Annotated in this window: 25 protein-coding genes; 13 read left to right on the forward strand and 12 right to left on the reverse strand. The window is 70.2% G+C overall.

The genetic code is table 11. The features are described 5' to 3' along the window. Window positions 1-23 precede the first annotated feature (23 nt). The gene (locus STSP_RS22970; RefSeq protein ID WP_067281314.1) at window positions 24-737 is read right to left on the reverse strand and encodes an SDR family NAD(P)-dependent oxidoreductase; all 714 of its coding nucleotides are present in this window, start codon (window positions 735-737) and stop codon (window positions 24-26) included. A 101-nt stretch (window positions 738-838) separates the two neighbouring features. Between STSP_RS22970 and STSP_RS22975 the strand changes: the two genes are divergently transcribed. Further along, window positions 839-1,687, forward strand: a complete 849-nt coding sequence (locus tag STSP_RS22975) for a helix-turn-helix transcriptional regulator (RefSeq protein ID WP_067281316.1) — start codon at window positions 839-841, stop codon at window positions 1,685-1,687. Window positions 1,688-1,796: 109 nt separating this feature from the next. Here STSP_RS22975 and STSP_RS22980 read toward each other — a convergent pair whose 3' ends face one another. The 5 genes from STSP_RS22980 to STSP_RS23000 all read right to left on the reverse strand — a co-directional run bounded on the left by STSP_RS22980 (window position 1,797) and on the right by STSP_RS23000 (window position 7,077). Further along, window positions 1,797-2,768: a succinylglutamate desuccinylase/aspartoacylase family protein gene (locus tag STSP_RS22980; protein WP_067281317.1), complete on the reverse strand. Its 972-nt coding sequence runs from the start codon at window positions 2,766-2,768 to the stop codon at window positions 1,797-1,799. 18 nt (window positions 2,769-2,786) lie between these two features. Next, window positions 2,787-3,926, reverse strand: a complete 1,140-nt coding sequence (gene solA, locus STSP_RS22985) for an N-methyl-L-tryptophan oxidase (protein ID WP_067281319.1) — start codon at window positions 3,924-3,926, stop codon at window positions 2,787-2,789. 266 nt (window positions 3,927-4,192) lie between these two features. Beyond that, window positions 4,193-4,852 (reverse strand): HisA/HisF-related TIM barrel protein, encoded by a 660-nt coding sequence (locus STSP_RS22990; RefSeq protein ID WP_067281322.1) that lies wholly within the window; start codon window positions 4,850-4,852, stop codon window positions 4,193-4,195. A gap of 45 nt (window positions 4,853-4,897) precedes the next feature. After that, the gene (gene pdxA / locus STSP_RS22995; RefSeq protein ID WP_067281324.1) at window positions 4,898-5,887 is read right to left on the reverse strand and encodes a 4-hydroxythreonine-4-phosphate dehydrogenase PdxA; all 990 of its coding nucleotides are present in this window, start codon (window positions 5,885-5,887) and stop codon (window positions 4,898-4,900) included. After that, window positions 5,884-7,077: a four-carbon acid sugar kinase family protein gene (locus STSP_RS23000; protein ID WP_067281327.1), complete on the reverse strand. Its 1,194-nt coding sequence runs from the start codon at window positions 7,075-7,077 to the stop codon at window positions 5,884-5,886. The genes pdxA and STSP_RS23000 overlap by 4 nt, the downstream gene beginning before the upstream one ends. Before the next feature lie 111 nt (window positions 7,078-7,188). Here STSP_RS23000 and STSP_RS23005 point away from each other — a divergent pair, with 111 nt between their 5' ends. Next, on the forward strand, window positions 7,189-8,091 hold the full coding sequence (locus STSP_RS23005) for a LysR substrate-binding domain-containing protein (RefSeq protein WP_067281329.1): 903 nt from the start codon (window positions 7,189-7,191) through the stop codon (window positions 8,089-8,091). Between the two features lie 113 nt (window positions 8,092-8,204). Here the strand turns inward: STSP_RS23005 and STSP_RS23010 are convergent, their stop codons facing one another. Beyond that, window positions 8,205-8,654 (reverse strand): Lrp/AsnC family transcriptional regulator, encoded by a 450-nt coding sequence (locus STSP_RS23010; RefSeq protein ID WP_078067417.1) that lies wholly within the window; start codon window positions 8,652-8,654, stop codon window positions 8,205-8,207. 244 nt (window positions 8,655-8,898) lie between these two features. On the opposite strand from STSP_RS23010, the gene argC reads away from it, so the two are divergent. The 5 genes from argC to STSP_RS23035 are packed head-to-tail and all read left to right on the forward strand — an operon-like array spanning window position 8,899 to window position 13,732. After that, window positions 8,899-9,927: an N-acetyl-gamma-glutamyl-phosphate reductase gene (gene argC / locus STSP_RS23015; protein ID WP_067281331.1), complete on the forward strand. Its 1,029-nt coding sequence runs from the start codon at window positions 8,899-8,901 to the stop codon at window positions 9,925-9,927. After that, entirely contained in the window at window positions 9,924-11,078 is a 1,155-nt protein-coding gene (argJ, locus tag STSP_RS23020) for a bifunctional glutamate N-acetyltransferase/amino-acid acetyltransferase ArgJ (protein WP_067281332.1), read from the forward strand. The genes argC and argJ overlap by 4 nt, the downstream gene beginning before the upstream one ends. Continuing rightward, window positions 11,075-11,989 (forward strand): acetylglutamate kinase, encoded by a 915-nt coding sequence (gene argB, locus STSP_RS23025; RefSeq protein WP_067281337.1) that lies wholly within the window; start codon window positions 11,075-11,077, stop codon window positions 11,987-11,989. Before argJ ends, argB begins: the two co-directional genes overlap by 4 nt. Further along, the gene (locus tag STSP_RS23030; protein WP_078067418.1) at window positions 11,986-13,185 is read left to right on the forward strand and encodes an acetylornithine transaminase; all 1,200 of its coding nucleotides are present in this window, start codon (window positions 11,986-11,988) and stop codon (window positions 13,183-13,185) included. Before argB ends, STSP_RS23030 begins: the two co-directional genes overlap by 4 nt. 7 nt (window positions 13,186-13,192) lie before the next feature. Next, a complete protein-coding gene (locus STSP_RS23035) occupies window positions 13,193-13,732 on the forward strand; it encodes an arginine repressor (protein ID WP_067281338.1) in 540 nt (179 codons plus the stop codon). 97 nt (window positions 13,733-13,829) lie between these two features. On the opposite strand, the gene STSP_RS23040 is transcribed toward STSP_RS23035, so the two are convergent. From STSP_RS23040 to STSP_RS23050, 3 genes are all read right to left on the reverse strand, one after another. After that, window positions 13,830-14,795: a bile acid:sodium symporter family protein gene (locus STSP_RS23040; protein WP_067281341.1), complete on the reverse strand. Its 966-nt coding sequence runs from the start codon at window positions 14,793-14,795 to the stop codon at window positions 13,830-13,832. Window positions 14,796-14,888: 93 nt separating this feature from the next. After that, window positions 14,889-15,599 (reverse strand): L,D-transpeptidase family protein, encoded by a 711-nt coding sequence (locus tag STSP_RS23045; protein ID WP_067281343.1) that lies wholly within the window; start codon window positions 15,597-15,599, stop codon window positions 14,889-14,891. A gap of 3 nt (window positions 15,600-15,602) precedes the next feature. After that, the gene (locus tag STSP_RS23050; protein WP_067281507.1) at window positions 15,603-16,190 is read right to left on the reverse strand and encodes a pyridoxamine 5'-phosphate oxidase family protein; all 588 of its coding nucleotides are present in this window, start codon (window positions 16,188-16,190) and stop codon (window positions 15,603-15,605) included. 96 nt (window positions 16,191-16,286) lie between these two features. On the opposite strand from STSP_RS23050, the gene STSP_RS23055 reads away from it, so the two are divergent. From STSP_RS23055 to STSP_RS23070, 4 genes are all read left to right on the forward strand, one after another. Next, window positions 16,287-16,661: a DUF488 domain-containing protein gene (locus STSP_RS23055; protein WP_067281347.1), complete on the forward strand. Its 375-nt coding sequence runs from the start codon at window positions 16,287-16,289 to the stop codon at window positions 16,659-16,661. Between the two features lie 131 nt (window positions 16,662-16,792). After that, window positions 16,793-17,989, forward strand: a complete 1,197-nt coding sequence (locus tag STSP_RS23060) for an argininosuccinate synthase (RefSeq protein ID WP_067281355.1) — start codon at window positions 16,793-16,795, stop codon at window positions 17,987-17,989. 101 nt (window positions 17,990-18,090) lie between these two features. Further along, window positions 18,091-19,518: an argininosuccinate lyase gene (gene argH, locus STSP_RS23065; protein ID WP_067281357.1), complete on the forward strand. Its 1,428-nt coding sequence runs from the start codon at window positions 18,091-18,093 to the stop codon at window positions 19,516-19,518. A gap of 115 nt (window positions 19,519-19,633) precedes the next feature. Then, window positions 19,634-20,605 (forward strand): aldo/keto reductase, encoded by a 972-nt coding sequence (locus STSP_RS23070; protein ID WP_067281360.1) that lies wholly within the window; start codon window positions 19,634-19,636, stop codon window positions 20,603-20,605. An 18-nt stretch (window positions 20,606-20,623) separates the two neighbouring features. Here STSP_RS23070 and STSP_RS23075 read toward each other — a convergent pair whose 3' ends face one another. Together STSP_RS23075 and STSP_RS23080 are read right to left on the reverse strand one after the other, a co-directional pair. Then, window positions 20,624-21,139, reverse strand: coding sequence for an HAD domain-containing protein (locus tag STSP_RS23075; protein WP_067281361.1), 516 nt, complete (start codon window positions 21,137-21,139; stop codon window positions 20,624-20,626). Between the two features lie 148 nt (window positions 21,140-21,287). Beyond that, window positions 21,288-21,959 (reverse strand): lysophospholipid acyltransferase family protein, encoded by a 672-nt coding sequence (locus STSP_RS23080; RefSeq protein WP_067281364.1) that lies wholly within the window; start codon window positions 21,957-21,959, stop codon window positions 21,288-21,290. 342 nt (window positions 21,960-22,301) lie between these two features. Here STSP_RS23080 and STSP_RS23085 point away from each other — a divergent pair, with 342 nt between their 5' ends. Next, window positions 22,302-23,480 carry a glycerophosphodiester phosphodiesterase gene (locus STSP_RS23085; RefSeq protein WP_067281367.1) on the forward strand — a complete coding sequence of 393 codons (1,179 nt, stop codon included), beginning with the start codon at window positions 22,302-22,304 and terminating at the stop codon, window positions 23,478-23,480. A gap of 98 nt (window positions 23,481-23,578) precedes the next feature. Beyond that, on the forward strand, window positions 23,579-24,076 hold the full coding sequence (locus STSP_RS23090) for an RNA polymerase sigma factor (protein WP_067281509.1): 498 nt from the start codon (window positions 23,579-23,581) through the stop codon (window positions 24,074-24,076). Window positions 24,077-24,082: the final 6 nt, after the last annotated feature.

Here is a 24,082-nt window from a genome sequence, read left to right on the forward strand (position 1 = left end):
TGCAAGAAGCCGGCTCCGGACGCTTACCAGGGCAGGGGCCCTTCTGCGTCGAAGTACCCCCCGGTGGGGCCGTCCGGGCCCACCTGTGCCATGCGGACGATGATCTCGGCACCCTCCTCGACCGTCTGGTCGCCGGTGTTCCCGTTCAGGTCGGTCTTGGTGAAGCCGGGCTCCACTGCGTTTATCCGCATGTTCGGGAACGCCTTCGCGTACTGCACGGTGATCATGTTGACCGCGGTCTTCGACGCCGGGTACGCGACGCCGGGGTAGGCGGCGGCCGGGTGGCCCGGGTCGGCCATGTGCGCGATCGAGGCCAGGCCGCTGCTGAGGTTGACCACGACCGGGGCAGCGGACCGCTGCAGCAGCGGCAGAAACGCGTGCGTGATGCGCACGGTGCCGAAGACGTTGGTCTCGAAGACCTCCCGCATCATGTCGGCGGTGACGTCGGCGGCCCCGGCCACCTCGTTGTTCGAGCCCCGTGCCTCGATGCCGGCGTTGTTGACCAGCACGTCCAGTCCGCCGTCGGCCTCGATCGTCTTCACCGCGGCCGCGACGGACGCGTCGTCGGTGACGTCGAGTTGCACGGCCCGCGCCCGCGCGCCCAGCTGCCCGGCCGCGCGGAGGCCGCGCGCGGCGTCCCGGCTGCCGACGTAGACGGTGTGGCCCGCGGCGATGAGGCGGCGGGCGGTCTCGAAGCCGAGACCCTTGTTCGCTCCGGTGATCAGTGTTGTCGTCATGCCTCCACCGTCCGTCCCGCCCGAGCGCGGAGCCAGGAGTCCCGTCTTCCTGGGACCGGCGGTACCAGGAACGTCCGCCGCCGACGGGGCACACTGGTCGCATGGCGACGGCGGAGTTCGGCAAGGCGGTGCGCCGCTGGCGCGACCGGGTCCTGCCCGAGGCGGCGGGGTTGCCGACGGGCGGGCAGCGGCGCGCAGCCGGCCTGCGCCGCGAGGAACTGGCCATGCTCGCCGGGATCTCCGTCGACTATGTCACCCGGCTCGAGCAGGGCCGCGCCACCAACCCCTCGAGCCAGGTCGTCGAGGCCCTCGCCCGTGCGCTGCGGCTGTCGGAGGAGGAGCGTGCACACCTGTTCCGGCTGGCCGGGCTCGCGCCGCCGGGGCCGGAGACGGTGCCGGCGTATATCACCCCGAGCGTCCAGCGGCTGCTCGACCGGCTGACGGAGACGCCTGTGGCGGTCTTCGACGCGTACTGGACCCTCCTCGTGGCCAATGCGCCGTACGCGGCCCTGATGGGCGACCCCTCCGCCCGGCGTGGCAACGAGCGCAATGGCGTGTGGCGCCACTTCCTCGGCCCGGGCACCGGGGCCCGGCGCACGCCGCAGACGCAGCGCGATCACGAGGCCGCGCTCGTCGCCGACCTGCGCGCGGCCGCCGAACGCTACCCGGCCGACCGGCGGCTGCAGCGGCTGATCGCGGACCTGCGCGCGGGCAGCGAGCGGTTCGCCGAGCTGTGGGACGCGGGCGCCACCGGCCGTCACGAGGCCTCCCGTAAGACGATCGACCACCCGCAGGTCGGGCCCGTGACGCTGGACTGCGACGTCCTCACCGTGGCGGGCAGCGACCTGCGGATCATGGTCTACACGGCCGAACCCGGCACCGAGGACGCCGAACGCCTCGCCCTGCTGACCGTGCTCGGCACCCAGGACCTCGTCAGCCCCGCCACCTGAAGCGCTCCGTTCGGATACGGCGTTGACCTGCGTCGATGTGGCCGGCGACGACAGACCGCAAAGATGGAGTTGGGTGGGGGGTGGAATCAGTGGGCGGGCATGCGGCCCGTCAGTCGTGGGGGGTGGCGATGGCGGCGAGGTGTGTGCCGGGGCGCACGGTCAGCCCGTTCATGTTGTAGATGATCGTTCCGGTGGAGACGGCGGAGACCTTGTGTTCGGCGCCGTCGATCGGGTCGATGATGCGGCCGATGGTCTGCCCCTCGGTCACCTCGTCGCCTGTGACCGCGTCGGGGTACCAGAGGCCTCCGGCCGGAGACTCGACCTCGCCCGTCCAGATCCAGTCGCGCGGCTGCACGGTCACCGGTGCGAGGTGCTGCGGCGACTCGATGACGCCGAGGTGGTGCAGGAGCCGGTACAGGCCGTCGAGCAGCCTGCGCACGGTGGCGGGGTCGCGGTCGCCGAGTTGTCCGGTCTCGACGAGGATCGCGGGGATGCCCTGCCGGTTCGCGGCGGCGTGGCTGTTGCCACCGTCCGGGCTGGCGCCGAAGATGACCCGTTCGTATCCGACCGCGTGGGCCATCGCCTTGTTCTTCGCGTCCAGCTCGTCGTCGGAGGTCAGGCGGTATCCGACGAAATCGAGCAGGTGCTGGTCGATGCCGCCGCTGTGCAGGTCCACGTAGGCGTCGGCGCCGTCGATCAAGTTCTCGAACAGCCAGGCCGCCATCCGGTCGGTGGGGCCGCCGTCCTTGTTGCCGGGGAAGACGCGGTTGATGTTGACGCCGTCCAGCGGGGAGATGTTGAGCCTGCCCCCGTAGACGGCCGGCGGATTGGCCACGGGGCAGATCACCACCTGGCCGGCGACCTCCTCCGGTTCCAGCAGTCCGGCCAGGCGCGTGGTGGCGTCGACGCCGATGAACTCGCCGCCGTGGACACCACCGGTGATCACGACCCTGGGGCCGGGACGGGAGCCGTTGACGAGGATCAGGGGAACGTCCACCGCCGTGGTGCCGAGGTCGGCGGGCAGGCTCCCGCGGGTCTTCTGGCCGGGCTCGGCACGCAACGGGCCGATGGACAGGGTCATGGCTTACCTCTTTCGAACTCAGGCCGCCGTGCGGCCGTTTGTGGTGATGAAGTCGATCGGCTGGGAGGTGCGGCCCTCCAGGGCGAGGTCCGCGGCGATGTCGCCCATGGCGGGCGAGAGCTTGAAGCCCTGGCCGGAGAAGCCGGCCAGCAGGACGATGTCGTCGCAGCCCGGCAGGGGGCCGACCAGCGGCCGGGTGCTGTCGGTGTAGCCCTCCATGAAGACGGACAGCCGTACCGGGTCGGGGTTCAGGCCGGGCAGGTGGCGCCGCACTGCCATGGTGAAGGTCTCCAGTTCCTCCGGTGCGACGGTCCGGTTCAGCCGGTTCGGGTCGTCCACGGGCTTGTGGTGGGCCTGGGGCAGGCCGAGCTTGACGGCCAGGCCATCCGGGGACGGGATGCCGTAGAAGGGGATGTCGCCGCGGCGGATGAAGGCGGGACGCTCGGCGTCTGCCGGGTGGTCCTGGTGGGGCAGGAACCAGGCGCTGATCGCGCGGTAGACGCTCACTTCCCACGGCAGGTCGGGCAGCAGGTCGCCCACCCACGGGCCGGGGGTGACGACCGCGGCGTCGAAGCGTTCCGTGTCGGTGTCGGTGCGAATCTCCACGCCTCCCCCGGCGATGGGAGTGACTTCCCGCACCGGCGTGTAGCGGCGGATCCGGGCGCCCAGTTCCTCGGCGCGCCGGGCCGCGGTCTGGACCGTCAGCTCGGGGCGGACGAACCCCGCGTGGGAGTCCAGGACCACCAGATCGCCGTCGTCGACGCGGAATTGCGGGAAACGCTTGGCCATCGCCTCGGCGTCGATCACCTCGTGGTCGAGGCCGTGCTCGGCGATGCCGTCCATGACGGTACGCATCTCGGGGTCGTCGGCCGGCCCCATGACCAGGGCTCCGGTCAGGCGGCGCAGTTCCCGCCCGGTCTCCGCCTGCAACTGCTTCCAGAGGGCGTCGGCGTGCCGGACGAGCGGCACATAGCGGCCGTCGTGGGTCTGCACGCTGCGGAAGACCCGGGTCTCACCGCCTGCGGCGCTGCGGTCGTGACCGGGCGCGAACCGGTCGTAGCCGACGACTTCGGCGCCCCGTGCCGCCAGCCGCCAGGCGGCCTGGCTGCCCATCGTGCCCGTACCGACGACGGCTACACGTTTCCTCGCAGCTGACACAGGACTTCCTTTCGTAACGCGGGGCGATTACTGGCCCCCGACGTGGAGCTGTGCGATTCAAGAAGCAACGCAACCGTTGCATCTCGGCATCCCCTTCATGCCGCATTGTGGAATGGCATGCTGGAATCTGGCACAGAGGTTGGCAGTGTCCGGGAGGGGAGTCAAGAGGCTGCCGGACAGGTGGCGAACTGCCTTTTTTCGAGGGGTGGCACGTGGGCCCGGTGGACCTGGCCACCGTCACCCCGTGTTCCCGGGGGTGGCTCTCGCTACAGACCCACCACGGGGGCCAGTTGGGATCGGAGGGTGCCGGCGTGGGGCTGCAGGGAGCCATCGAAAGCGGCGGATCCGATGGTGAAGGCGTCGGCTCCGGCTGATGCGAGCGCCTGTATCTGGTCGGTGCTGGTGATGGAGCCGGCGACGACCAGGCGGCCGGTGGTGGCGGCGCGGGCGGCGCGGACCAGGTCGAGAGGGTCGGCATCGGTGGCGCGGTACGCGAGGAGGTCGACGCCGGCGCAGCCGGCGGCCTCCGCTCGTCGGCAGTCATCGGCGATGCGGTCCGGGGTGCCGGCGAGGCGGGTTGGGTGCCCCAGGGGTTCTCCGGGGAAGGGCAGGTAGCCGATAGATGTGCCGTGCAGGACGTTGAGGGTCTCCTCGATCCAGGTGCCGCCCATCAGCCAGTCGACGCCGAGTTCGGTGGCCGTCCGTACCGAGGCAAGAGCCTGGTCCCGGTGGGTGCTGACGACTTCGAGGTAGGTGGTGGCGCCCAAGTCCTTGATGCGGGTGTGGAGCTTGGCGAGGGTGTCGGGGTCAACACCGATGTCTTTGAATCCGATGTGGGTGATGCCGAGTTCCTCGATGGTGTCGAGGACCTCGAGGCAGTCCGTGACGGTGCGGTCGTCGCGGGTGAGCATGAAGATGAAGTCCATGGTGTCCTGCGGTCTTCTGTTCCGGGGCTGATGTGAGCCGGTGGGTCAGGGGCGGTCCGGCGCCCCTGAGGACAGGCGATCGGCGTGCGTCAGGGCGGCGAGCAGGCTGGTGTGGTCGGCCGTGCCGAGACCGGCGATGTCGAAGGCGGTGCCGTGGTCGACGCTGGTGCGGACGAAGGGCAGGCCGATGGTGATGTTGACGCCGTGTTCGATCCCCAGGTACTTGACGGGGATGAGGCCCTGGTCGTGGTACTGGGCGACCACGGCGTCGAAGGCTCCGGCGCGGGCTCGCATGAAGACGGTGTCGGCGGGCCAGGGGCCGCTGGCCTGGATGCCTTCGCCCTGCGCGGTCTCGATGGCGGGGGTGATGATGTCCAGGTCCTCGCGGCCGAAAAGGCCGTTCTCCCCTGCGTGGGGGTTGAGGCCGGCGACGGCGATGCGGGGGGCAGGCAGGCCGCTGCGCTGGAGTGTGCGGTGGGTGAGGCGGATGATGTCGAGCACGCGAGCTGTGGTTATCGCGTCGATTGCGGTGCGGAGTGACTGGTGCACGGTGACCAGGACGATCCGCAGTTCGTCGGTGGCCATCATCATCGCGTAGTCCGTGGTGCCGGACAGGTCGGCGAGGATCTCGGTGTGCCCGGGGTAGGGGACGCCGGACAAGCGCAGTGCTTCCTTGTTGATCGGCGCGGTCACCAGAGCCCGTATCTCGTGGGCCATCGCGAGCTGGATACCGCGGCGGACGTACTGGAAGGACGCCGCTCCGGCTCGGGCGTCGAGCATGCCCCAGGGCAGGTCGGCCGGAAGGCCGTTCTCTTCGAGGACATCCACCGTGCCGGGTGCGAACTTCGCCTGGTCGACTGATGAGATGGAGCGGAGTGCGAGGTGGGTGTCGGCGATCTTGTTGGCGCGGGCGAGGACGTCCATGTCGCCGATGACGACGACCGGCACGGTGCGCCGGGAATCGGCGCACGCTTTGAGGGTGATCTCGGGGCCGATTCCGCAGGGGTCGCCCATGGTGATGGCGATCGGGGTCATGCGTGCTCTCCTGGATCGAGGCGATGTCGCATGAGGTGGCACAGGCGCAGGAGCATGGCGTCGTCGCCGAAGCCGCCTGCCTTGATCAGCACGGAAAGGGGGAGTCGGCCGATCAGAGATCCGCGGACGACGCCGGGTTCGGGTTCGTCGAGCAGGTCGATGCCGGTGGCGCCAAGGGGCTGGAGCACGGTGGTGGCCGTTTCTCCCCCGGTGATGACCAGGGCGTCGACCGTGTGGTCCTCGGCCAGCGCCTGGACGACTGCCGCCTGAGCGCGGGCGAGGACTTGTGCGGTCTGTGGCGTGTGGCGTTCATCGGGTGTCTGCAGGGTGAGGGTGGGGGCCGTCAGGCCTCGCAGCGTCTCCACGGCCGGGGCCGGATCGACGCCGACGGTGACACCCTGGACGTCCACCCTGGTGCGTAGCTTGACCAACTGCCGTCGGGTCGCCGGGTTGGTGCTGCCGACCACGATCAGTGGACGTCGGGCCGGGGCGGGCAGTGATGCGGCGCTGCCCGTAGCGCGTGCACACCTTCGGGCCAGGGCGGCCGCCAGACCTGGGGAGCCGACCCACAGCACTTCGTCAAGCCGCGGCACCGCTGCCACCAGACGGTCGAGGTCGCCGTCTTCGGCGGCGGAGTAGACGATCAGGTCACCGTTACCGATCAGTTCGGGCAGCTCGGCTGCCCGGTCCGGCTGGCCGAGAACGGCCTCCGGGAACAGCGTGGCGAGGTCCGAGCACCGCACGGGGTGTACCGGGTCGCGGGCGTAGTCGCTCTCGTGGACCGGTACGCCCCGCACGTACTGGACCCCCTCCACCGTCACTCTGCCCTCCGCGGGGAAGGCCGGAGCGATGACGACGGCCCGCCTCCCCGATCCCGCCCATGCAGCCCGGACCTCTGCCGCGACATGACCGCGCAGGGTGGAATCCACCGTTTTGAAGAGCAACTCGGAGCCGGCGAACAGGCGGGCCGCCCGCCACGTACGCGAAGCGGCGGCCTCCTCGTCCAGCACCCGGCTCCCAAGGTCCACCGCGCTCACGCCCACGGCGTGCCGCGGCACGCTTGCTGTGCTCGTGAGCAGGATCCGGGCGTCGTGACCTGCCTGACGGAACGGCGCGGCACCGTCCCCCGCGCTGGTGAGGTCATCCGCCAGGATGGCGATCCCCTGCCGCACGTCGTTGCGGAATGTCATGGCCCAACCTCTCCGTCAGCCACCCTTCTCTGTGACCGGATCAATAGTCGTTCAGGTGAAAGTGCAGGACAAACGATTCATTCTCACAAGATCTGTGAGTAATATTCACGCGTGCGATGGTCGGCCCTTCCTCCTCTGAATACGCTGCTGCCCTTCGAAGCGGCCGTCCGGCACGCGAGCATGACCGCGGCGGCGCAGGAGCTGCATGTCACGCATGGCGCGGTGAGCCGACAGGTCCAGAACCTGGAACGGTCCCTTGGAATATCACTGTTCGAGCGACAGACACGCGCCCTGCGCCCGACCCCGCAGGCTCGCCAGCTGGCGGCCGTCGTCCGGGACGCGCTCGATCAGATCGATGCGGCAGCCCGGCAGATCTCACACCGCACACCCGCAGCACCGCTCACGCTGTCGTGTGAGCCCACACTCCTGATGCGATGGCTCATTCCCCGGCTACCGGATCTAGCCGTGGACGTGCCGGACGTCGCAGTCCACCTGTCCGCGGGCGGCGGCCCTGTCTTCTTCGAGCGGGACAACATCGACCTGGCGATCCGCCGGGACGACTTCCCGTTCCCCGAAGAGGTGAGCCGGACCCGCCTGTTCGCAGAGCGGATCGGACCCGTCTGTCGGCCCGATCTCGCGACCCGCCTGACCGGCGCCGCCGGCGTATCGCAGGTAGCCCTTCTGCACACCGCTACACGGCCTCAGGCTTGGGACGACTGGCGACGTATCACCGGCATGAAAGCAGAGCCCGCCTCCCAGCAGACCCTGGAGCACTTCTACCTGACCCTCCAGGCCGCCGCGGCCGGCGTCGGGGTCGCCATCGCCCCGTATGCCGTCGTCCGCGACGACCTGGAGCGAGGGCAACTCGTCGCACCCTTCGGTTTCGTCCCCGACGGCACCAGCTACCACCTCCTCAGCCGTCAATCACCCGAGCACGACGGACGCGTCCGCCAGCTGACGGCATGGCTGCGGGCCAGGACGAGCCAGCTCGAAAACGATTCCGAACCGGTGTGACCGCTGGGCTTATCGGACCTTCGTTGCTTGGCGTCCCGTCTGGTGGCTGCCGCAGTAAGAGGTGCTGGCTCAGCTGGCGGCGGCCCGGGCGGACGATGTGGACGCCGACACCGTCAACCGAGAGCTGTCCGTCGCGGGCGGTTGACCACCGTGGACAGGGTGAGCGCCGTGACCGTGTCCCGTACGCCGGGCATCTTGGCGATGTCCTCCCAGATGGCCCGTACGCGTTCGAGTGAGGCCGCCTCCAGGCGCACCATGATGTCGAAGTCGCCGCTGAGGATCTCACAGATGACGACCTCCGGAATGCGTTTGAGTGCGGCCAGGACATCGCCGCCGCGCATACGGTCCTGGCGGTAGACGAGTACGAGCGCGGAGACGGCATCGCTGGTGTCGCCGTCGGCGCGGACGATGGTGTAGCCGGCGATGTGTCCCTCGCGCTCAAGCCGTTCGATGCGCTGGCGCACCGCGTTGCGGGACAGCAGCACTTTGCTGGCCAGTTCCGAATGCGAGATGCGGCCGTTGCGGGTCAGCTCGGCGATGATCTTCTCGTCGATGGCGTCCACAGTGGACCGTCTCCTTTGCGAATCGGTCGAGGCTGCAAACCCCCACGGCAAGCGGGGGTGCCGCAGACCATGAGGCGGCGCGGCGGCGACACCCGCCCAGACCCCCTGCTTACCGCAGAGCCACACCCTAGAGAACCGTCGCAGCGTTCCTCAACGAAGAGGGCATACCCCCAGCACAGCCCGCCACTGATTGCATAAAAGTGCGTCGCAGCGTATAGTCATGCCATCCAAGAGGAGGGTTTCCATGGCGGTACGCGCAGCAGTGGCAGGAGCAAGCGGATACGCGGGCGGAGAACTGCTGCGTCTGCTTCTCGTGCACCCGGAAGTGGAGATCGGCGCCCTGACCGGCAACTCCAACGCCGGCCAGCGCCTCGGCGCGCTGCAGCCGCATCTGCTGCCGCTCGCCGACCGCGTACTCGAGTCCACCACCGCCGACGTGCTCGCGGGGCACGACGTCGTCTTCCTCGCCCTGCCGCACGGCCAGTCCGCCGCCGTCGCCGAGCAGCTCGGCCCCGACGTCCTCGTCGTGGACATGGGCGCCGACTTCCGGCTGAAGAGCGCCGCCGACTGGGAGAAGTTCTACGGCTCCGCGCACGCCGGGACCTGGCCCTACGGCCTCCCCGAACTGCCGGGCGCCCGCGCCGCGCTGGAGGGGTCCAAGCGCATCGCGGTGCCCGGTTGCTACCCCACGGCCGCCTCGCTCGCGCTCTTCCCGGCGTACGCGGCGGGGCTCGCCGAACCCGACGCGGTGATCGTCGCCGCCTCCGGCACGTCCGGCGCGGGCAAGGGGCCCAAGCCGCATCTGCTCGGCTCCGAGGTCATGGGCTCCATGTCGCCGTACGGCGTGGGCGGCGTGCACCGGCACACGCCCGAGATGATCCAGAACCTCAGCGCCGCCGCGGGCGAGCCGGTCACCGTGTCCTTCACGCCAACCCTCGCCCCCATGCCCCGCGGCATCCTCGCCACGTGCAGCGCGAAGGCCAAGCCGGGCGTCACGGCCGAGTCCGTGCGGGCCGCGTACGAGAAGGCGTACGCGGACGAGCCGTTCGTGCACCTGCTGCCCGAGGGGCAGTGGCCCGCGACCGCGTCCGTGTACGGCTCGAACGCCGTTCAGATGCAGGTCGCGTACGACGAAGCCGCAGGCCGCGTGATCGCCATCAGCGCCATCGACAATCTCGCCAAGGGCACCGCCGGCGGTGCCGTCCAGAGCATGAACATCGCCCTCGGGTTCGCCGAGGAGACTGGTCTTTCCACGATCGGAGTCGCACCGTGAGTGTCACCGCTGCCAAGGGCTTCACCGCCTCCGGCATCGCAGCAGGCATCAAGGAGAACGGCAACCCCGACCTGGCCCTCGTGGTCAACAACGGGCCCCGCCTCGCCGCCGCGGGCGTCTTCACCTCCAACCGCGTCAAGGCCGCCCCGGTCCTCTGGTCCGAGCAGGTGCTGAAGGGCGGGCAGGTGTCCGCCGTCATCCTCAACTCCGGCGGCGCCAACGCCTGTACGGGCCCGAAGGGCTTCCAGGACACGCACGCCACCGCCGAGAAGGTCGCCGAGGTCCTCGAAGGCCACAGCGCGGGTGAGGTCGCCGTCTGCTCGACGGGTCTCATCGGCGTACTGCTGCCCATGGACAAGTTGCTTCCGGGGGTCGAGGCGGCCGCTCAGCAGCTGTCCGAGCACGGCGGTGAGAAGGCCGCCATCGCCATCAAGACCACCGACTCCGTCCACAAGACCTCCGTCCACCAGGGCGACGGCTGGACCGTCGGCGGCATGGCCAAGGGCGCCGGCATGCTCGCCCCGGGCCTCGCCACCATGCTCGTCGTCCTCACCACCGACGCCGACCTGGACAGCGAGACCCTGGACAAGGCGCTGCGCGCCGCCACCAAGGTCACGTTCGACCGGGTCGACTCGGACGGCTGCATGTCCACCAACGACACCGTCCTGCTGCTCGCCTCGGGCGCGTCCGGCGTCACTCCCGAGTACGACGAGTTCGCCGAGGCCGTACGGAAGGTCTGCGACGACCTCGGGCGGCAGCTGATCGGCGACGCCGAGGGCGCCAGCAAGGACATCAAGGTCGAGGTGATCAACGCCGCGACCGAGGACGACGCCGTCGAGGTGGGCCGCTCCATCGCCCGCAACAACCTCCTCAAGTGCGCGATCCACGGCGAGGACCCCAACTGGGGCCGCGTCCTCTCCGCCATCGGCACGACGAAGGCCGCCTTCGAGCCGGACCAGCTGAACGTCGCCATCAACGGCGTCTGGGTCTGCAAGAACGGCGGTGTCGGCGAGGACCGCGAGCTCGTCGACATGCGCTACCGGGAGGTCCACATCGTCGCCGACCTCGCCGCCGGCGCCGAGACGGCCACCATCTGGACGAACGACCTGACCGCCGACTACGTCCACGAGAACAGCGCGTATTCGTCATGAGCAATCCGACGCGGAAGCACACCGCACTCCCGAAGGCGCAGATCCTCATCGAGGCGCTGCCCTGGCTGACCCGGCACCACGGCAAGACCGTCGTCATCAAGTTCGGCGGCAACGCGATGGTGAACGAGGAGCTGAAGGCGGCCTTCGCTCAGGACGTCGTCTTCCTGCGGCACGCCGGGCTCAAGCCCGTCGTCGTGCACGGCGGCGGCCCCCAGATCAGCGCCCAGCTCGACCGGCACGGCCTGGTCAGCGAGTTCAAGGCGGGGCTGCGGGTCACCACGCCCGAGGCCATGGACGTCGTACGCATGGTCCTCGCGGGCCAGGTGCAGCGCGAGCTGGTCGGGCTGCTCAACCAGCACGGGCCGTTCGCGGTCGGCATGACCGGCGAGGACGCGCACACCATCACCGCCACCAAGCACCGGCCCGAGATCGACGGCGAGCTCGTCGACATCGGGCGGGTCGGCGAGATCACGGAAATCGACACGGGCGCGATCGAGGCGCTGCTGGCCGACGGACGCATCCCGGTCATCTCTTCGATCGCCCGTTCCCAGGACGACGGACATGTCTACAACGTCAATGCTGATACGGCGGCTGCGGCTCTCGCTGCGGCGCTGGGTGCCGAGACCCTGATGGTCCTGACCGACGTCGAGGGCCTCTACGAGGACTGGCCCAACTCAGACGAGGTCATCAGCCGGCTCACCGCGAGCGAGCTGGAGAAACTGCTGCCGGACCTGTCCAGCGGCATGGTGCCGAAGATGGAGGGCTGCCTGCACGCCGTCCGCAACGGCGTCCACACCGCCCGCGTCATCGACGGCCGCGTCCAGCACTCCATCCTGCTGGAGATCTTCACCGACGAGGGCATCGGCACGATGGTCGTACCTGACGAAGCATCAACCGAGGGGGAGCAGTGACGCACAACCAGGAGCTGACCCGGCGCTGGGAGGGCGCGCTCATGGACAACTACGGCACCCCGCGGCTGCCCCTCGTCCGCGGTGAGGGCGCCAGGCTGTGGGACGCCGACGGCAAGGAGTACCTGGACTTCGTCGGCGGAATCGCCGTGAATGCGCTGGGCCACGCCCACCCGGCGGTCGTCGAGGCCGTCAGCAAGCAGATCGCCTCCCTCGGCCATGTCTCCAACCTTTTCATGGCCGAGCCGCCCATCGCGCTCGCCGAGCGGCTGCTCCAGCTCTTCGGACGCGAAGGCCGCGTGTTCTTCTGCAACTCCGGGGCCGAGGCCAACGAGGGCGCCTTCAAGATCGGGCGGCTCACCGGGCGTACGCACATGGTCGCCACGCAGGGCGGTTTCCACGGCCGCACCATGGGCGCGCTGGCGCTGACGGGCCAGCCGGGCAAGCAGGAGCCCTTCCTGCCGCTGCCCGGGGATGTCACCCACGTCCCCTACGGTGATGTGGAGGCACTGCGGGCCGCCGTCACCGAGGACACGGCTCTCGTGATCATCGAGCCGATCCAGGGCGAGAATGGCGTCGTCGTGCCGCCCGTCGGCTATCTGAAGGCCGCCCGCGAGATCACCCGGGCCACCGGAACCCTCCTCGTCCTCGACGAGGTGCAGACCGGCATCGGCCGGACCGGGCACTGGTTCGAGTACCAGGCGCACGAGGGTGTCGACCCCGACATCGTCACACTCGCGAAGGGTCTCGGCGGTGGGCTGCCCCTTGGCGCGACCGTCGCGTTCGGCGAGACCGCCGAGTTGCTGAAGCCCGGCCACCACGGCACGACGTTCGGCGGCAACCCGGTGGCGTGCGCCGCCGGACTCGCCGTACTCGAGACGATCGCCGCCGATGGCCTGCTCGAGAACGTGAAGCGGGCGGGGGAGAAGCTGCGCGAAGGAATCGAGTCGCTGGGCCACCCGTTGATCGGACATGTCCGGGGTGCGGGCCTGCTGCTGGGTATCGTGCTCTCCGAGCCGCTCGCGCCCAAGGTGCAGCAGGCGGCTCAGGACGCCGGCCTCCTGGTGAACGCGCCCGCCCCGAACGTCGTACGGCTCATGCCGCCGCTGAACCTCGGCGACGACGAAGTGGACGCGTTCCTGCGGGCGCTGCCCGGTGTCCTCGACGACGCGTACGGGGACGGACGATCCGGAGAATGAGACGACGATGAGTCAGGCGCAGGACAACGAGCCCCAGGCCGGGCCTGCCGTGCCGCAGACGCGCACCGCCCGCCACCGCCGGATCGTGGACATCCTCAACCGGCAACCGGTGCGCTCCCAGAGCCAGTTGGCGAAGCTCCTCGCCGACGACGGGCTGAGCGTCACCCAGGCGACGCTCTCCCGCGACCTGGACGAGCTCAACGCGGTCAAGATCCGCAACACCGACGGCGACCTCATCTACGCGGTGCCCAGCGAGGGTGGTTTCCGCACCCCGCGGGCGCCGCTGGGCGAGTCGGCGAAGGAGGAGCGGATGCGTCGGCTCTCCGCGGAGCTGCTGATCTCCGCGGAGGCCTCGGCCAACCTCGTCGTCCTGCGCACCCCGCCGGGGGCCGCCCAGTTCCTCGCCTCGGCCATCGACCAGGCCGAACTCCACGACATCCTGGGCACCATCGCGGGTGACGACACGCTGCTGCTGATCAGCCGCAATCCGACGGGCGGTCAGGCGCTGGCGGACCATCTGCTGCGGCTGGCGCAGAACCACCACTAGGCCGGTACGACGGGCCGTGTACCCGGACGTGACGAGGGCCGACGGTCCCTGAAGACCGTCGGCCCTCGTCACGGTTGAGGCCTGTGGAGCCTCGCCGTCACACCCGCTCGGCCCGCCGCGTCCTGCGCGCCATCCAGGCCGCGACCACCGCGCCCGAGACGTTGTGCCACACGGAGAACACTGCGGCCGGCAGTGCGGCCAGCGGGCTGAAGTGGGCGGTGGCCAGCGATGCGGCGAGGCCGGAGTTCTGCATGCCGACCTCGAAGGCCATCGCCCGCGAGGCGGGCGCGCCGAGCCGGGCGAGCTTCCCGGCGCCGTAACCCAGGGCCAGGCCCAGGCCGTTGTGCAGCACGACGGCCGCGAACACCACCAGCGCCGCCGACTTGATCGCCGCCGCGCTGCCCGCGACGACGACCGCCACGATCAGCGCGACCGTCGCGGCCGACAGCCACGGCAGCAGGCCGAGCACCCGGTCCACGTACCGGCCGAGCAGCAGCCGCACGACGAGGCCGCCGAGCACCGGCAGGAGCACCGTCTTCAGGATGTCGGTGACCATCGCGCCCGCCTCCACCGGCAGGTATTCGCCCGCGAGCAGCAGCGTCAGCGGAGGCGTGACCAGCGGGGCGACCAGCGTCGAGACGGTCGCCACGGACACCGACAGGGCCACGTCGCCGCGTGCCAGATAGGCCACCACGTTGGACGCGGTGCCGCTCGGGGCGCAGCCGACCAGGATCACGCCGGCCGCCAGCTGCGGGGAGAGGTCGAGTGCGTGGGCGATCAGCCACCCGAGGCCCGGCATGATCACGTAGTGCGCCACCAGGCCGAGCGCGACCGCCCACGGCCGCTTCGCGACACCCTGGAAGTCGGCGACCGACATCGTCAGACCCATGCAGAACATGACGACACCGAGGAGGTACGGCACGTTCGTCTTCCAGCCGGCGAGGGCGTCGGGCATGGCGAGGCCGATGGCGCCGGCGAGCAGGACGAGGACGGGGAAGACGGTGACGGCCCGCCGGGCGGCACGATCGGTGCCGGAGGCATCCGTGACGGCGTCCGCGGTCATGACATGTTCAGTATGCACCTAGTTATGCAACGTCGGTCGTGGAGCGCCCGCAACAGCGTCTCGCGATGTGATCAGAGCCCAGCGAGTGATCGCCTAGTAGCGAGTGATCGCGGTCGGCCCGCTCGCTGTCCCGATGGCGATGTGCGGCCTGCGCGCCGGCTCGGCCCAGTCCAGGATCCGGCGCATCGCGTCCGCGGGCACGGACACACAACCGGCCGTCGCGCCACGCCCGTTGACGTGCAGGAAGATCCCCGCGCCGCGGCCGCGCACCGGCCGGTTGTAGTTGAAGCCGATGACCAGGGCGTACGCGTACTCCGGGTCGTACTCGACCAGGTGCTCCGCCTGCGCGGCGCGGCAGTCGGCGGCGCGTGGCTCGGTCCAGCGGTTGTAGGACCGCGACCTGTTGTCCTGGCACCACCAGGAGTTCTGGCGCACACGGCGGTACGGCGTCGTGGTGCCGACGGGTGCGCTCCTGATGCCGAAGGCGTACGGCAGGTCGTACAGGCCGGTGGGCGTGGTGTACGTGCCCTGCCTGCGCGATCCGCCCTCGGCCAGCCCCTTCGCGCCGAACCGGGCCGGTGCCGAACCGGCCTGCACCCAGCGCCCGCCCAGCCGCTCCCACCAGATGACGGTCCCGGTCGTCGACCTCGTGCTCGCGGCCTGGGCGGTGATCAGCTGCGTGCCGCCGCCCGTGTCCGCCATCCGCTCGGGAAGGGGCGCGCCCGCACCGGCGCGCGGGGCGGCGCCGAGTGTGACGAGGGTGAGCAGGGCAGCGGACGCGAGAGCGACGACACCGGGACGCATGCGTCAGACCGTACTGGGCGGCAAGGGCAACGGCAGGCCAGGCAGGCCGTCCAGGCTCGTTGCGATGTGCTCCTTCTTGGTGAAGTACTCGCTCAGTGAGGCGTCGTCCTCGCGCGCGAAACGCTTGCCGTGCAGATCGCGGTCCGCCTCGTACGTCATGAGGGGCACCGCGTATCCGCAGGAGTCGCGGACGAGGTCGGCCGTCACCACGATGACTGCGCGCAGCCCGTGCCGTCCCGGCTCGATCTCGGGGAAGTGCCGGAGCAGTTCGGGGAAGCGCGGGTCGTCGCGGAACACGGCCTCGCCGCGGCCGTGCACCCGGACGATGGTCGGCGGCCCTTGGAAGGCGCACCACATGAGGGTGATGCGGCCGTTCTCGCGGAGGTGGGCGATGGTCTCGGCGTTGCTGCCCGCGAAGTCGAGATACGCCACGGTCTGTTCGTCGAGCACGGCGAAGGAACCGGTGAGGCCCTTGGGGGACAGGTTCACCGTGCCGTCGCCCGAGAGCGGCGCGGTCGCGGTGAAGAAGAGGGGCTGAGACTCGATGAAGGAGCGGAGCCTGCCGTCGATGCGGTCATAGGTCTTTCCCATGTCCACTGAGTATTCTCCGCGATACTTCGACTGTCTAATGAAATGCGGGGATCCGTTTCGGCTCGCGATGACTGCCCGCACCTGGACGATGGAGACATGGTGCGGAAATCCCGTAAGTCCGGCGCGGTGCGGATGCGGCGCGTCTACGACCCCGTCGAGGCCGACGACGGCACACGGGTCCTCGTCGACCGGCTCTGGCCCCGCGGCCTGTCCAAGGATGCGGCGCGGCTCGACACCTGGCTCAAGGAAGTGGCCCCCTCCGATGAGCTCCGCAAGTGGTACGGCCATGATCCCGGCCGGCACGAGGAGTTCGTCGAGCGCTACCGGGCCGAACTCGCGGACCCCGAGCGCACCGCCGCCCTGGAGCGGCTGCGGGACCTGGCGGCGTCCGGACCGGTGACCCTCCTGTCGTCCACGAAGGAGCTTCCGCTCAGCCACCTCCCGGTGATCGCCGAGGCGATGGGCGACTGAGGTCCTGGTCAGGCCTCTGAGGGTGAGTCCCTGGCAGACATCTGAGGGCGAGCCCCTGACAGGGAGATTGACGAAACATACGGAGGAGTGCATACTCATGCATGACAGGGAATGCACTGTGAGGAGAAACCGTGACCGAGCGCGTCGTACTCGCCTACTCAGGCGGTCTGGACACCTCCGTCGCCATCGGCTGGATCGCCGAGGAGACGGGCGCCGAGGTCATCGCCGTCGCGGTCGACGTCGGCCAGGGCGGCGAGGACCTGGACGTCATCCGCAAGCGCGCGCTCGCCTGCGGTGCCGTCGAGGCCGAGGTCGCCGACGCCAAGGACGAGTTCGCCGACGAGTACTGCCTCCCGGCGATCAAGGCCAACGCCCTCTACATGGACCGCTACCCGCTGGTCTCCGCGCTCTCCCGGCCGACGATCGTCAAGCACCTCGTCGCCGCCGCCAAGAAGCACGGCGCCACCACGGTCGCCCACGGCTGCACCGGCAAGGGCAACGACCAGGTGCGGTTCGAGGCCGGCATCGTCGCCCTCGCCCCCGACCTCGAGTGCATCGCCCCGGTCCGCGACTACGCGATGACCCGCGACAAGGCCATCGCGTTCTGCGAGGAGAAGAACCTCCCGATCGCGACCACCAAGAAGTCCCCGTACTCCATCGACCAGAACGTCTTCGGCCGCGCCGTCGAGACCGGCTTCCTCGAGGACATCTGGAACGCGCCGATCGAGGACATCTACGAGTACACCCAGAACCCGGCCACGCCCCGCGAGGCCGACGAGGTGATCATCTCCTTCAAGCAGGGTGTCCCGGTCGCCATCGACGGCAAGCCCGTCACCGTCCTCCAGGCGATCCAGCAGCTCAACGAGCGCGCCGGTGCCCAGGGCATCGGCCGGATCGACATGGTCGAGGACCGGCTGGTCGGCATCAAGTCCCGCGAGGTCTACGAGGCCCCGGGCGCGATCGCGCTGATCACCGCCCACCAGGAGCTGGAGAACGTCACCGTCGAGCGCGAGCTGGCCCGCTACAAGCGGCAGGTCGAGCAGCGCTGGGGCGAGCTCGTCTACGACGGCCAGTGGTTCTCCCCGCTCAAGCGCGCCCTGGACGGCTTCATCAACGAGGCCAACCAGCACGTCGACGGCGACATCCGGATGACCCTGCACGGCGGCCGCGCCGTCGTCACCGGCCGGCGCTCCGAGTCGTCGCTGTACGACTTCAACCTCGCCACCTACGACACCGGCGACACCTTCGACCAGGCCGCGGCCAAGGGCTTCATCGACATCTACAGCCTGTCGTCGAAGATCGCGGCGCAGCGTCAACTGCGGGCGTAGCCCGACGAGACCTGGCGTAACAGATAGCGTGAACATCGCCTCCCCGTCCGTACACGGTGGGGAGGCGGTGGCACACCCACATCCCTCCAAGGAGCAGAGCAGTGAGCAGCAACAGCGGTGACGTCCGGCTCTGGGGCGGACGGTTTGCCGACGGTCCCGCGGAGGCCCTGGCCAAGCTGTCGGCGTCGGTCCACTTCGACTGGCGGCTCGCGCCGTACGACATCGCCGGTTCGCGCGCCCACGCGCGCGTGCTGCACAAGGCCGGGCTGCTCACCGAGGACGAGCTGACGCGCATGATCGCCGGGCTCGACCAGCTCGAGGCGGACGTGGCCTCGGGCGACTTCGTGGGCACCATCGCCGACGAGGACGTCCACACCGCCCTCGAGCGCGGCCTGCTCGAGCGTCTCGGCCCGGACCTCGGCGGCAAGCTGCGCGCAGGCCGGTCCCGCAACGACCAGGTGGCGACGCTCTTCCGGATGTACCTGCGCGACCACGCGCGGATCATCGGCGGCCTGATCGCGGACCTCCAGGAGGCGCTGATCGGCCTTGCCGAGGCCCACCCGGACGTCGCCATGCCGGGCCGTACGCACCTCCAGCACGCCCAGCCCGTCCTCTTCGCGCACCATGTGCTGGCCCACGTCCAGGCGCTCTCCCGGGACGCGGAGCGGCTGCGGCAGTGGGACGAGCGGACGGCCGTGTCGCCGTACGGCTCGGGCGCGCTCGCCGGTTCCTCGCTGGGCCTCGACCCGGAGGCGGTGGCGAAGGACCTGGGCTTCGAGCACGGCTCCGCCGCCAACTCCATCGACGGGACGGCGTCGCGCGACTTCGTGGCCGAGTTCGCGTTCATCACCGCGATGATCGGCGTCAACCTGTCGCGTATCGCGGAGGAGGTCATCATCTGGAACACGAAGGAGTTCTCCTTCGTCACCCTCCACGACGCCTTCTCCACGGGCTCGTCGATCATGCCGCAGAAGAAGAACCCGGACATCGCCGAGCTGGCGCGCGGCAAGTCCGGCCGCCTCATCGGCAACCTCACGGGCCTCCTCGCGACCCTGAAGGCCCTGCCCCTCGCGTACAACCGCGACCTGCAGGAGGACAAGGAGCCGGTCTTCGACTCCTGCGACCAGCTGGAGGTCCTGCTGCCCGCCTTCACCGGCATGATGGCGACCCTCACGGTCAACCGCGAGCGCATGGAGGAGCTGGCCCCGGCCGGCTTCTCACTCGCCACCGACATCGCCGAGTGGCTGGTCAAGCAGGGCGTGCCGTTCCGCGTCGCGCACGAGGTCGCGGGCGAGTGCGTCAAGGAGTGCGAGGCCCACGGCATCGAGCTCGACCAGCTCACCGACGAGCAGTTCGCCAAGATCTCGCCGCACCTGACCCCCGAGGTGCGGACCGTCCTGAACGTGCCGGGCGCGCTGGCGTCCCGCAACGGCCGCGGCGGCACCGCGCCCTCGGCCGTCGCCGTCCAGCTCGCCGAGGTCAAGGCCGACGTGGCCGCCCAGCAGGAGTGGGCCGCCGCGCGCAAGTAGGCCGTAAGAGGCACGCCACTAGCCCATCCGGGAGCCGCAAGGGCATCGCGGGCTACGTTGGTCGCAGTTCGATGTGCGAAGCCGCACGGAGAGAGTCGACCGAACGGAGCCCGCGATGCCCTTTTCCCGTCTGGCCACAGCGACGACTCCCACCTGCCACATCGGCCTCGGCCTCGCCGCCGTCGGCCGTCCGGGCTATATCAACCTCGGCCGTGACCAGGACCTTCCGCCCGTACGCAGCGTCGACGCGATGCGCGCCCGCACCCACGAACTCCTCGACGCCGCCTACGCGCAGGGCGTCCGCTACGTCGACGTGGCCCGGTCCTACGGCCGCTCCGAGGAGTTCCTCGCCGACTGGCTGCTGGCCCGCCCCGACATCACGGACGTCGTCGTCGGCAGCAAGTGGGGCTACACGTACACCGCGGGCTGGCGCACCGACGCCGAGGCGCACGAGATCAAGGACCACAGCGTCGCCACATACGAACGGCAGCGCGTCGAGACGGCCGAGTTGCTCGGCGACCGGCTCGACCTGTACCAGATCCACTCCGTGACGCCCGACAGCCCAGCCCTCGAGGACAAGGAGCTGCACGCGCGCCTGGCCGAGCTGGCCGCCGAGGGCGTGACGGTGGGCCTGTCCACCAGCGGCCCGGACCAGGCGGACGCCATCCGAGCGGCCCTCGCGGTCGAGGTCGACGGCGAGCCGCTCTTCCGCACCGTCCAGGCGACGTACAACGCGCTGGAGACGTCGGCCGGGCCGGCACTCGCCGAGGCGCACGAGGCGGGGCTCACCGTGATCGTGAAGGAGGGCATGGCCAACGGGCGCCTCGCGGGTCCGCATGCGCCGGCGGTCCTGCAGTCGGTCGCCGCGGAGACGGGCCTCGGCCCCGACGCCGTCGCCCTGGCCCTCGTCCTTCAGCAGCCCTGGGCCGGAGTCGTCCTCTCCGGAGCGGCCACCACGAACCAGCTCGCCTCGAACCTGCACGCCGCGGCCGTCGACCTCGCCGCGGACCAGACGGCCAGGCTCGGCGAGCTGGCCGAGGACCCCGAGGCGTACTGGCAGCACAGGTCGCAGCTGCCCTGGGGCTGACGGCCCCGGGCTACCGGTTCACGCCGTGAGGGCCTCCGCCCAGGAGGCCAGCGCGGTGAAGTCCTCACGGGTCAGGCCGGTCCGCGGGTCGATCCACAGCAGCAGCGCGGCCGCGGGATGGTGACGCTCGATCCAGTCCCGGTCCGCATCCGTGACCTCGTCGTCGACCCAGGCGAACGGCCGCCCCGCCGCGTACGCGACGATGTCCCGCGTCTTCCAGTACGTGCCGTCCGCCGCCGAAGCGCCGTGCATCTCCTGCCAGTCCACGTACGGCAGCCGGGGCAGCCCGAGATGGGGCCCGATCCACACGTTGGCCTCGTCCATCCAGGTACTCGCCCAGACCAGCTCGTACGCCCCGGACAGCTTCCGTAGCTCCGCGCCGTCCCCGTGACGCAGCAGGACGGGCAGATACGGAGTCGCCGTCCACCCCTCAGGCCGCGTCAGATGAACCACGTACCCCTCGGGCACGGGCCCCAAGAGCGCCATGTAGGGATTGAGCGGCCCGTCGACATCGAGGAAGAGCAACGGCTTCATGGAACCAGCTTCCGCTGTAGGAAGCCGTTCCGCCCCGCTGTGGGCAATCGTTCCGCAGGGCGGAACGGGTGGGCACAGCGGAACCCCGCGACGGCGGGCAACCCCCCACTACCCCCGGGCCCCCCGGTCGCGCAGCACCCAAAGGCCGCTACGCGGCCTTCGCCTTGGTCGCGTACATATCCACATACTCCTGCCCAGACAACCGCATGACCTCAGCCATCACCGAGTCCGTCACAGCCCGCAGCACATACCGGTCCCGGTCCATCCCCTCGTACCGCGAGAACTCCATCGCCTCACCGAACCGCACGGTCACCCGCCCGGGCCGCGGCATCCCCGCACCCCCCGGCTGCAGCTTGTCCGTGCCGATCACCGCGAACGGCACCACCGGCGCCCCCGTCATCAGGGTCAGCCGTGCGATACCCGTACGGCCGCGGTAGAGCCGGCCGTCGGGGGAGCGGGTGCCCTCCGGGTAGATACCGAAGACCTTGCCCTCCTCCAGGACGCGCCGGCCGGTCATCAGCGCCGCGACACCGCCGTTCGCGCCGTCCCGGTCCACCGGGATCATGCCGACACCGGTGAAGAACCAGGCCATCAGACGGCCCTTGAGGCCCTTGCCCGTGACGTACTCGTCCTTGCCGATGAAGACCACCTGGCGGTCGCAGACCAGCGGCAGGACGATCGAGTCGATGAACGTGAGGTGGTTCCCGGCGAGGATGACCGGGCCGGTGCCCGGGATGTGCTCTGCGCCCTCGACCCGTGGGCGGAACATCAGGCGCATGATCGGTCCGAGCACTGCCTTGATGAGCGCGAAGCGGGACAACGGGTCCTCCGGTGTCAAGGGTCGAGGGTGAGTCTCTGCAGGTGAGGACGATACTCGCGGGCCCCCGGTGGTTGCACACCGGGTTCACCGACTGGTTACGCACTGTTGACCCATGTTTACCTGCAGTGGAGCGCCGTTGCACGGCCGACATCCCGTCGTCACGGTGTGACGGACATCGCGGCTTCTCCCTCCGCCGCCCGCCCCTTCGTCAACTGCCCACCCTCATACGACATCCAGCGTCACCCGTGTGTTCCGTCCAAGGTCTCCCACCCGTCACTTGAGGACACCTACGATCGGTCCCGCTTTGACAGGTGCAGAGCACCACAACGGGAGGAGCGCTCAATGGCGACGCAGCGGACGCAGGGGTCTCAGGAGCAGGGGCCGGGCACGGGCCCCGGCCGGCGTGCCCTGCTGGGGGCCGCGGTCCTCGGCGCGGGCGGGGCCGTCGTCGGACTGCCCGGCACGGCTGCCGCCGCCGAGCAGTACGGCGGGAGGGGCTACAAGGACCTCCCGGTGCCCACCGTCATCGCGCACCGCGGCGCCAGCGGCTACCGCCCGGAGCACACCTTCGGCTCGTACGAGCTGGCCCTCGACATGGGGGCGCACGTCGTCGAGGCGGGCGACCTGGTGCCCACCAAGGACGGCCACCTCGTCTGCCGTCACGAGCCGGAGATCGGCGGGACCACGGACGTCGCGGACCACCCCGAGTTCGCCGACCGCAAGACCACCAAGGTCCTCGACGGGGTGTCCACCACGGGCTGGTTCACCGAGGACTTCACGCTCGCCGAGCTGAAGACCCTGCGCGCCAAGGAACGCATCCCGGCCAACCGCCCGCACAACACCCTCTACAACGGCCGCTGGGAGATCCCCACCTTCGAAGAGGTGCTCCAGTGGCAGGACGAGCAGACCCGCAAGCGCGGCCGCCAGGTCTGGATCTACCCCGAGCTCAAGCACCCCACCTACTTCCGCAAGCTGGGTCTCGGCCTGGAGGAGCGGGTCGCCAGGCTGCTGCGCCGGTACGGCAAGGACAGGAGGAACGCGCCGGTCATCCTCCAGTCCTTCGAGCCGAGCAGCATCCAGCGCCTGGACAAGCTCGTCGACAACCCGCTCGTCGTGCTGCTGTCCAGCGCGAACAGCCGCCCCTGGGACTTCGTCGAGGCGGGCGACCCGCGCACCGTCGCCGACCTGGTCAAGCCCGAGGGGCTGAAGTGGATCGCCTCCTACGCCCAGGGCATCGGCCCGACCCTCGACCTGGTCATCCCGAGGGACGCGACCGGCAAGCTCACCACGCCGACCACTCTGGTCGCGGACGCGCACGCGGAGGGGCTGATCCTCCACCCGTACACGATGCGCAACGAGAACCCCTTCCTGCCCGCGGACTTCAGGAAGGGCACGGACGCGGACGCCTACGGCGACGCCTTCGGTGCCTTCAAGACCTACTTCGCCACGGGCATCGACGGGATCTTCACCGACAACACGGACACCGGGCTGCTGGCGCACGCCGACTTCGTCAACGGCTGAACCCCTCGCCCCGGATGGGGTGACAGACGCCCGCCCCGGCAACCTCCTGCCGGGGCGGGCGCGTTCTGAGCGACGTGATCCCCGGACCGCCGTACGACATGGTCGGCGCCCTGCGCGCCCTGCTCGTCGCCGAGGCATCGGCGGAGGCTGGTGCCGGCACCGAGCCCGGCGACCTCGAACAGGCCGTGTGGCTGCGCCTGCTGGAGCACGTGCGCAGCGAGGGCATGCCCAGGAACCCCGCGTCCTGGCTGGCCGACGCGGTCCGCGCAGAGGCGCGTCGGCTCCGGCGCGCGACCCGGCGCGAACTCCCGTACACCGCCGAGCCGGCCGACGACACGGGCCCCGGCCCCGAACACCTGGCACTGACCGCCGCCCGGCGCCGGGCCCTGCAGGCAGCGATGCGGGGACTGTCCGGCCGCTGCGCGCGACTGGTCGCGGCGCTGCTGTCACCCCAGGACCTCACCTACCGGGAGATAGCGGCCGAGTTGGGTATCTCACAGGGCAGTCTTGGCCCGGAACGTTCCCGATGTCTGGGATGTCTGCGCAGATTGCTCGCGGCGGAGGTTGCAGCTCACGGCGCTCAGGGAAAAGAGTGAGGGACA

Origin of the sequence: Streptomyces jeddahensis (assembly GCF_001642995.1) — a bacterium.
In the GTDB taxonomy this organism is placed as follows: Bacteria; Actinomycetota; Actinomycetes; order Streptomycetales; family Streptomycetaceae; genus Streptomyces; species Streptomyces jeddahensis.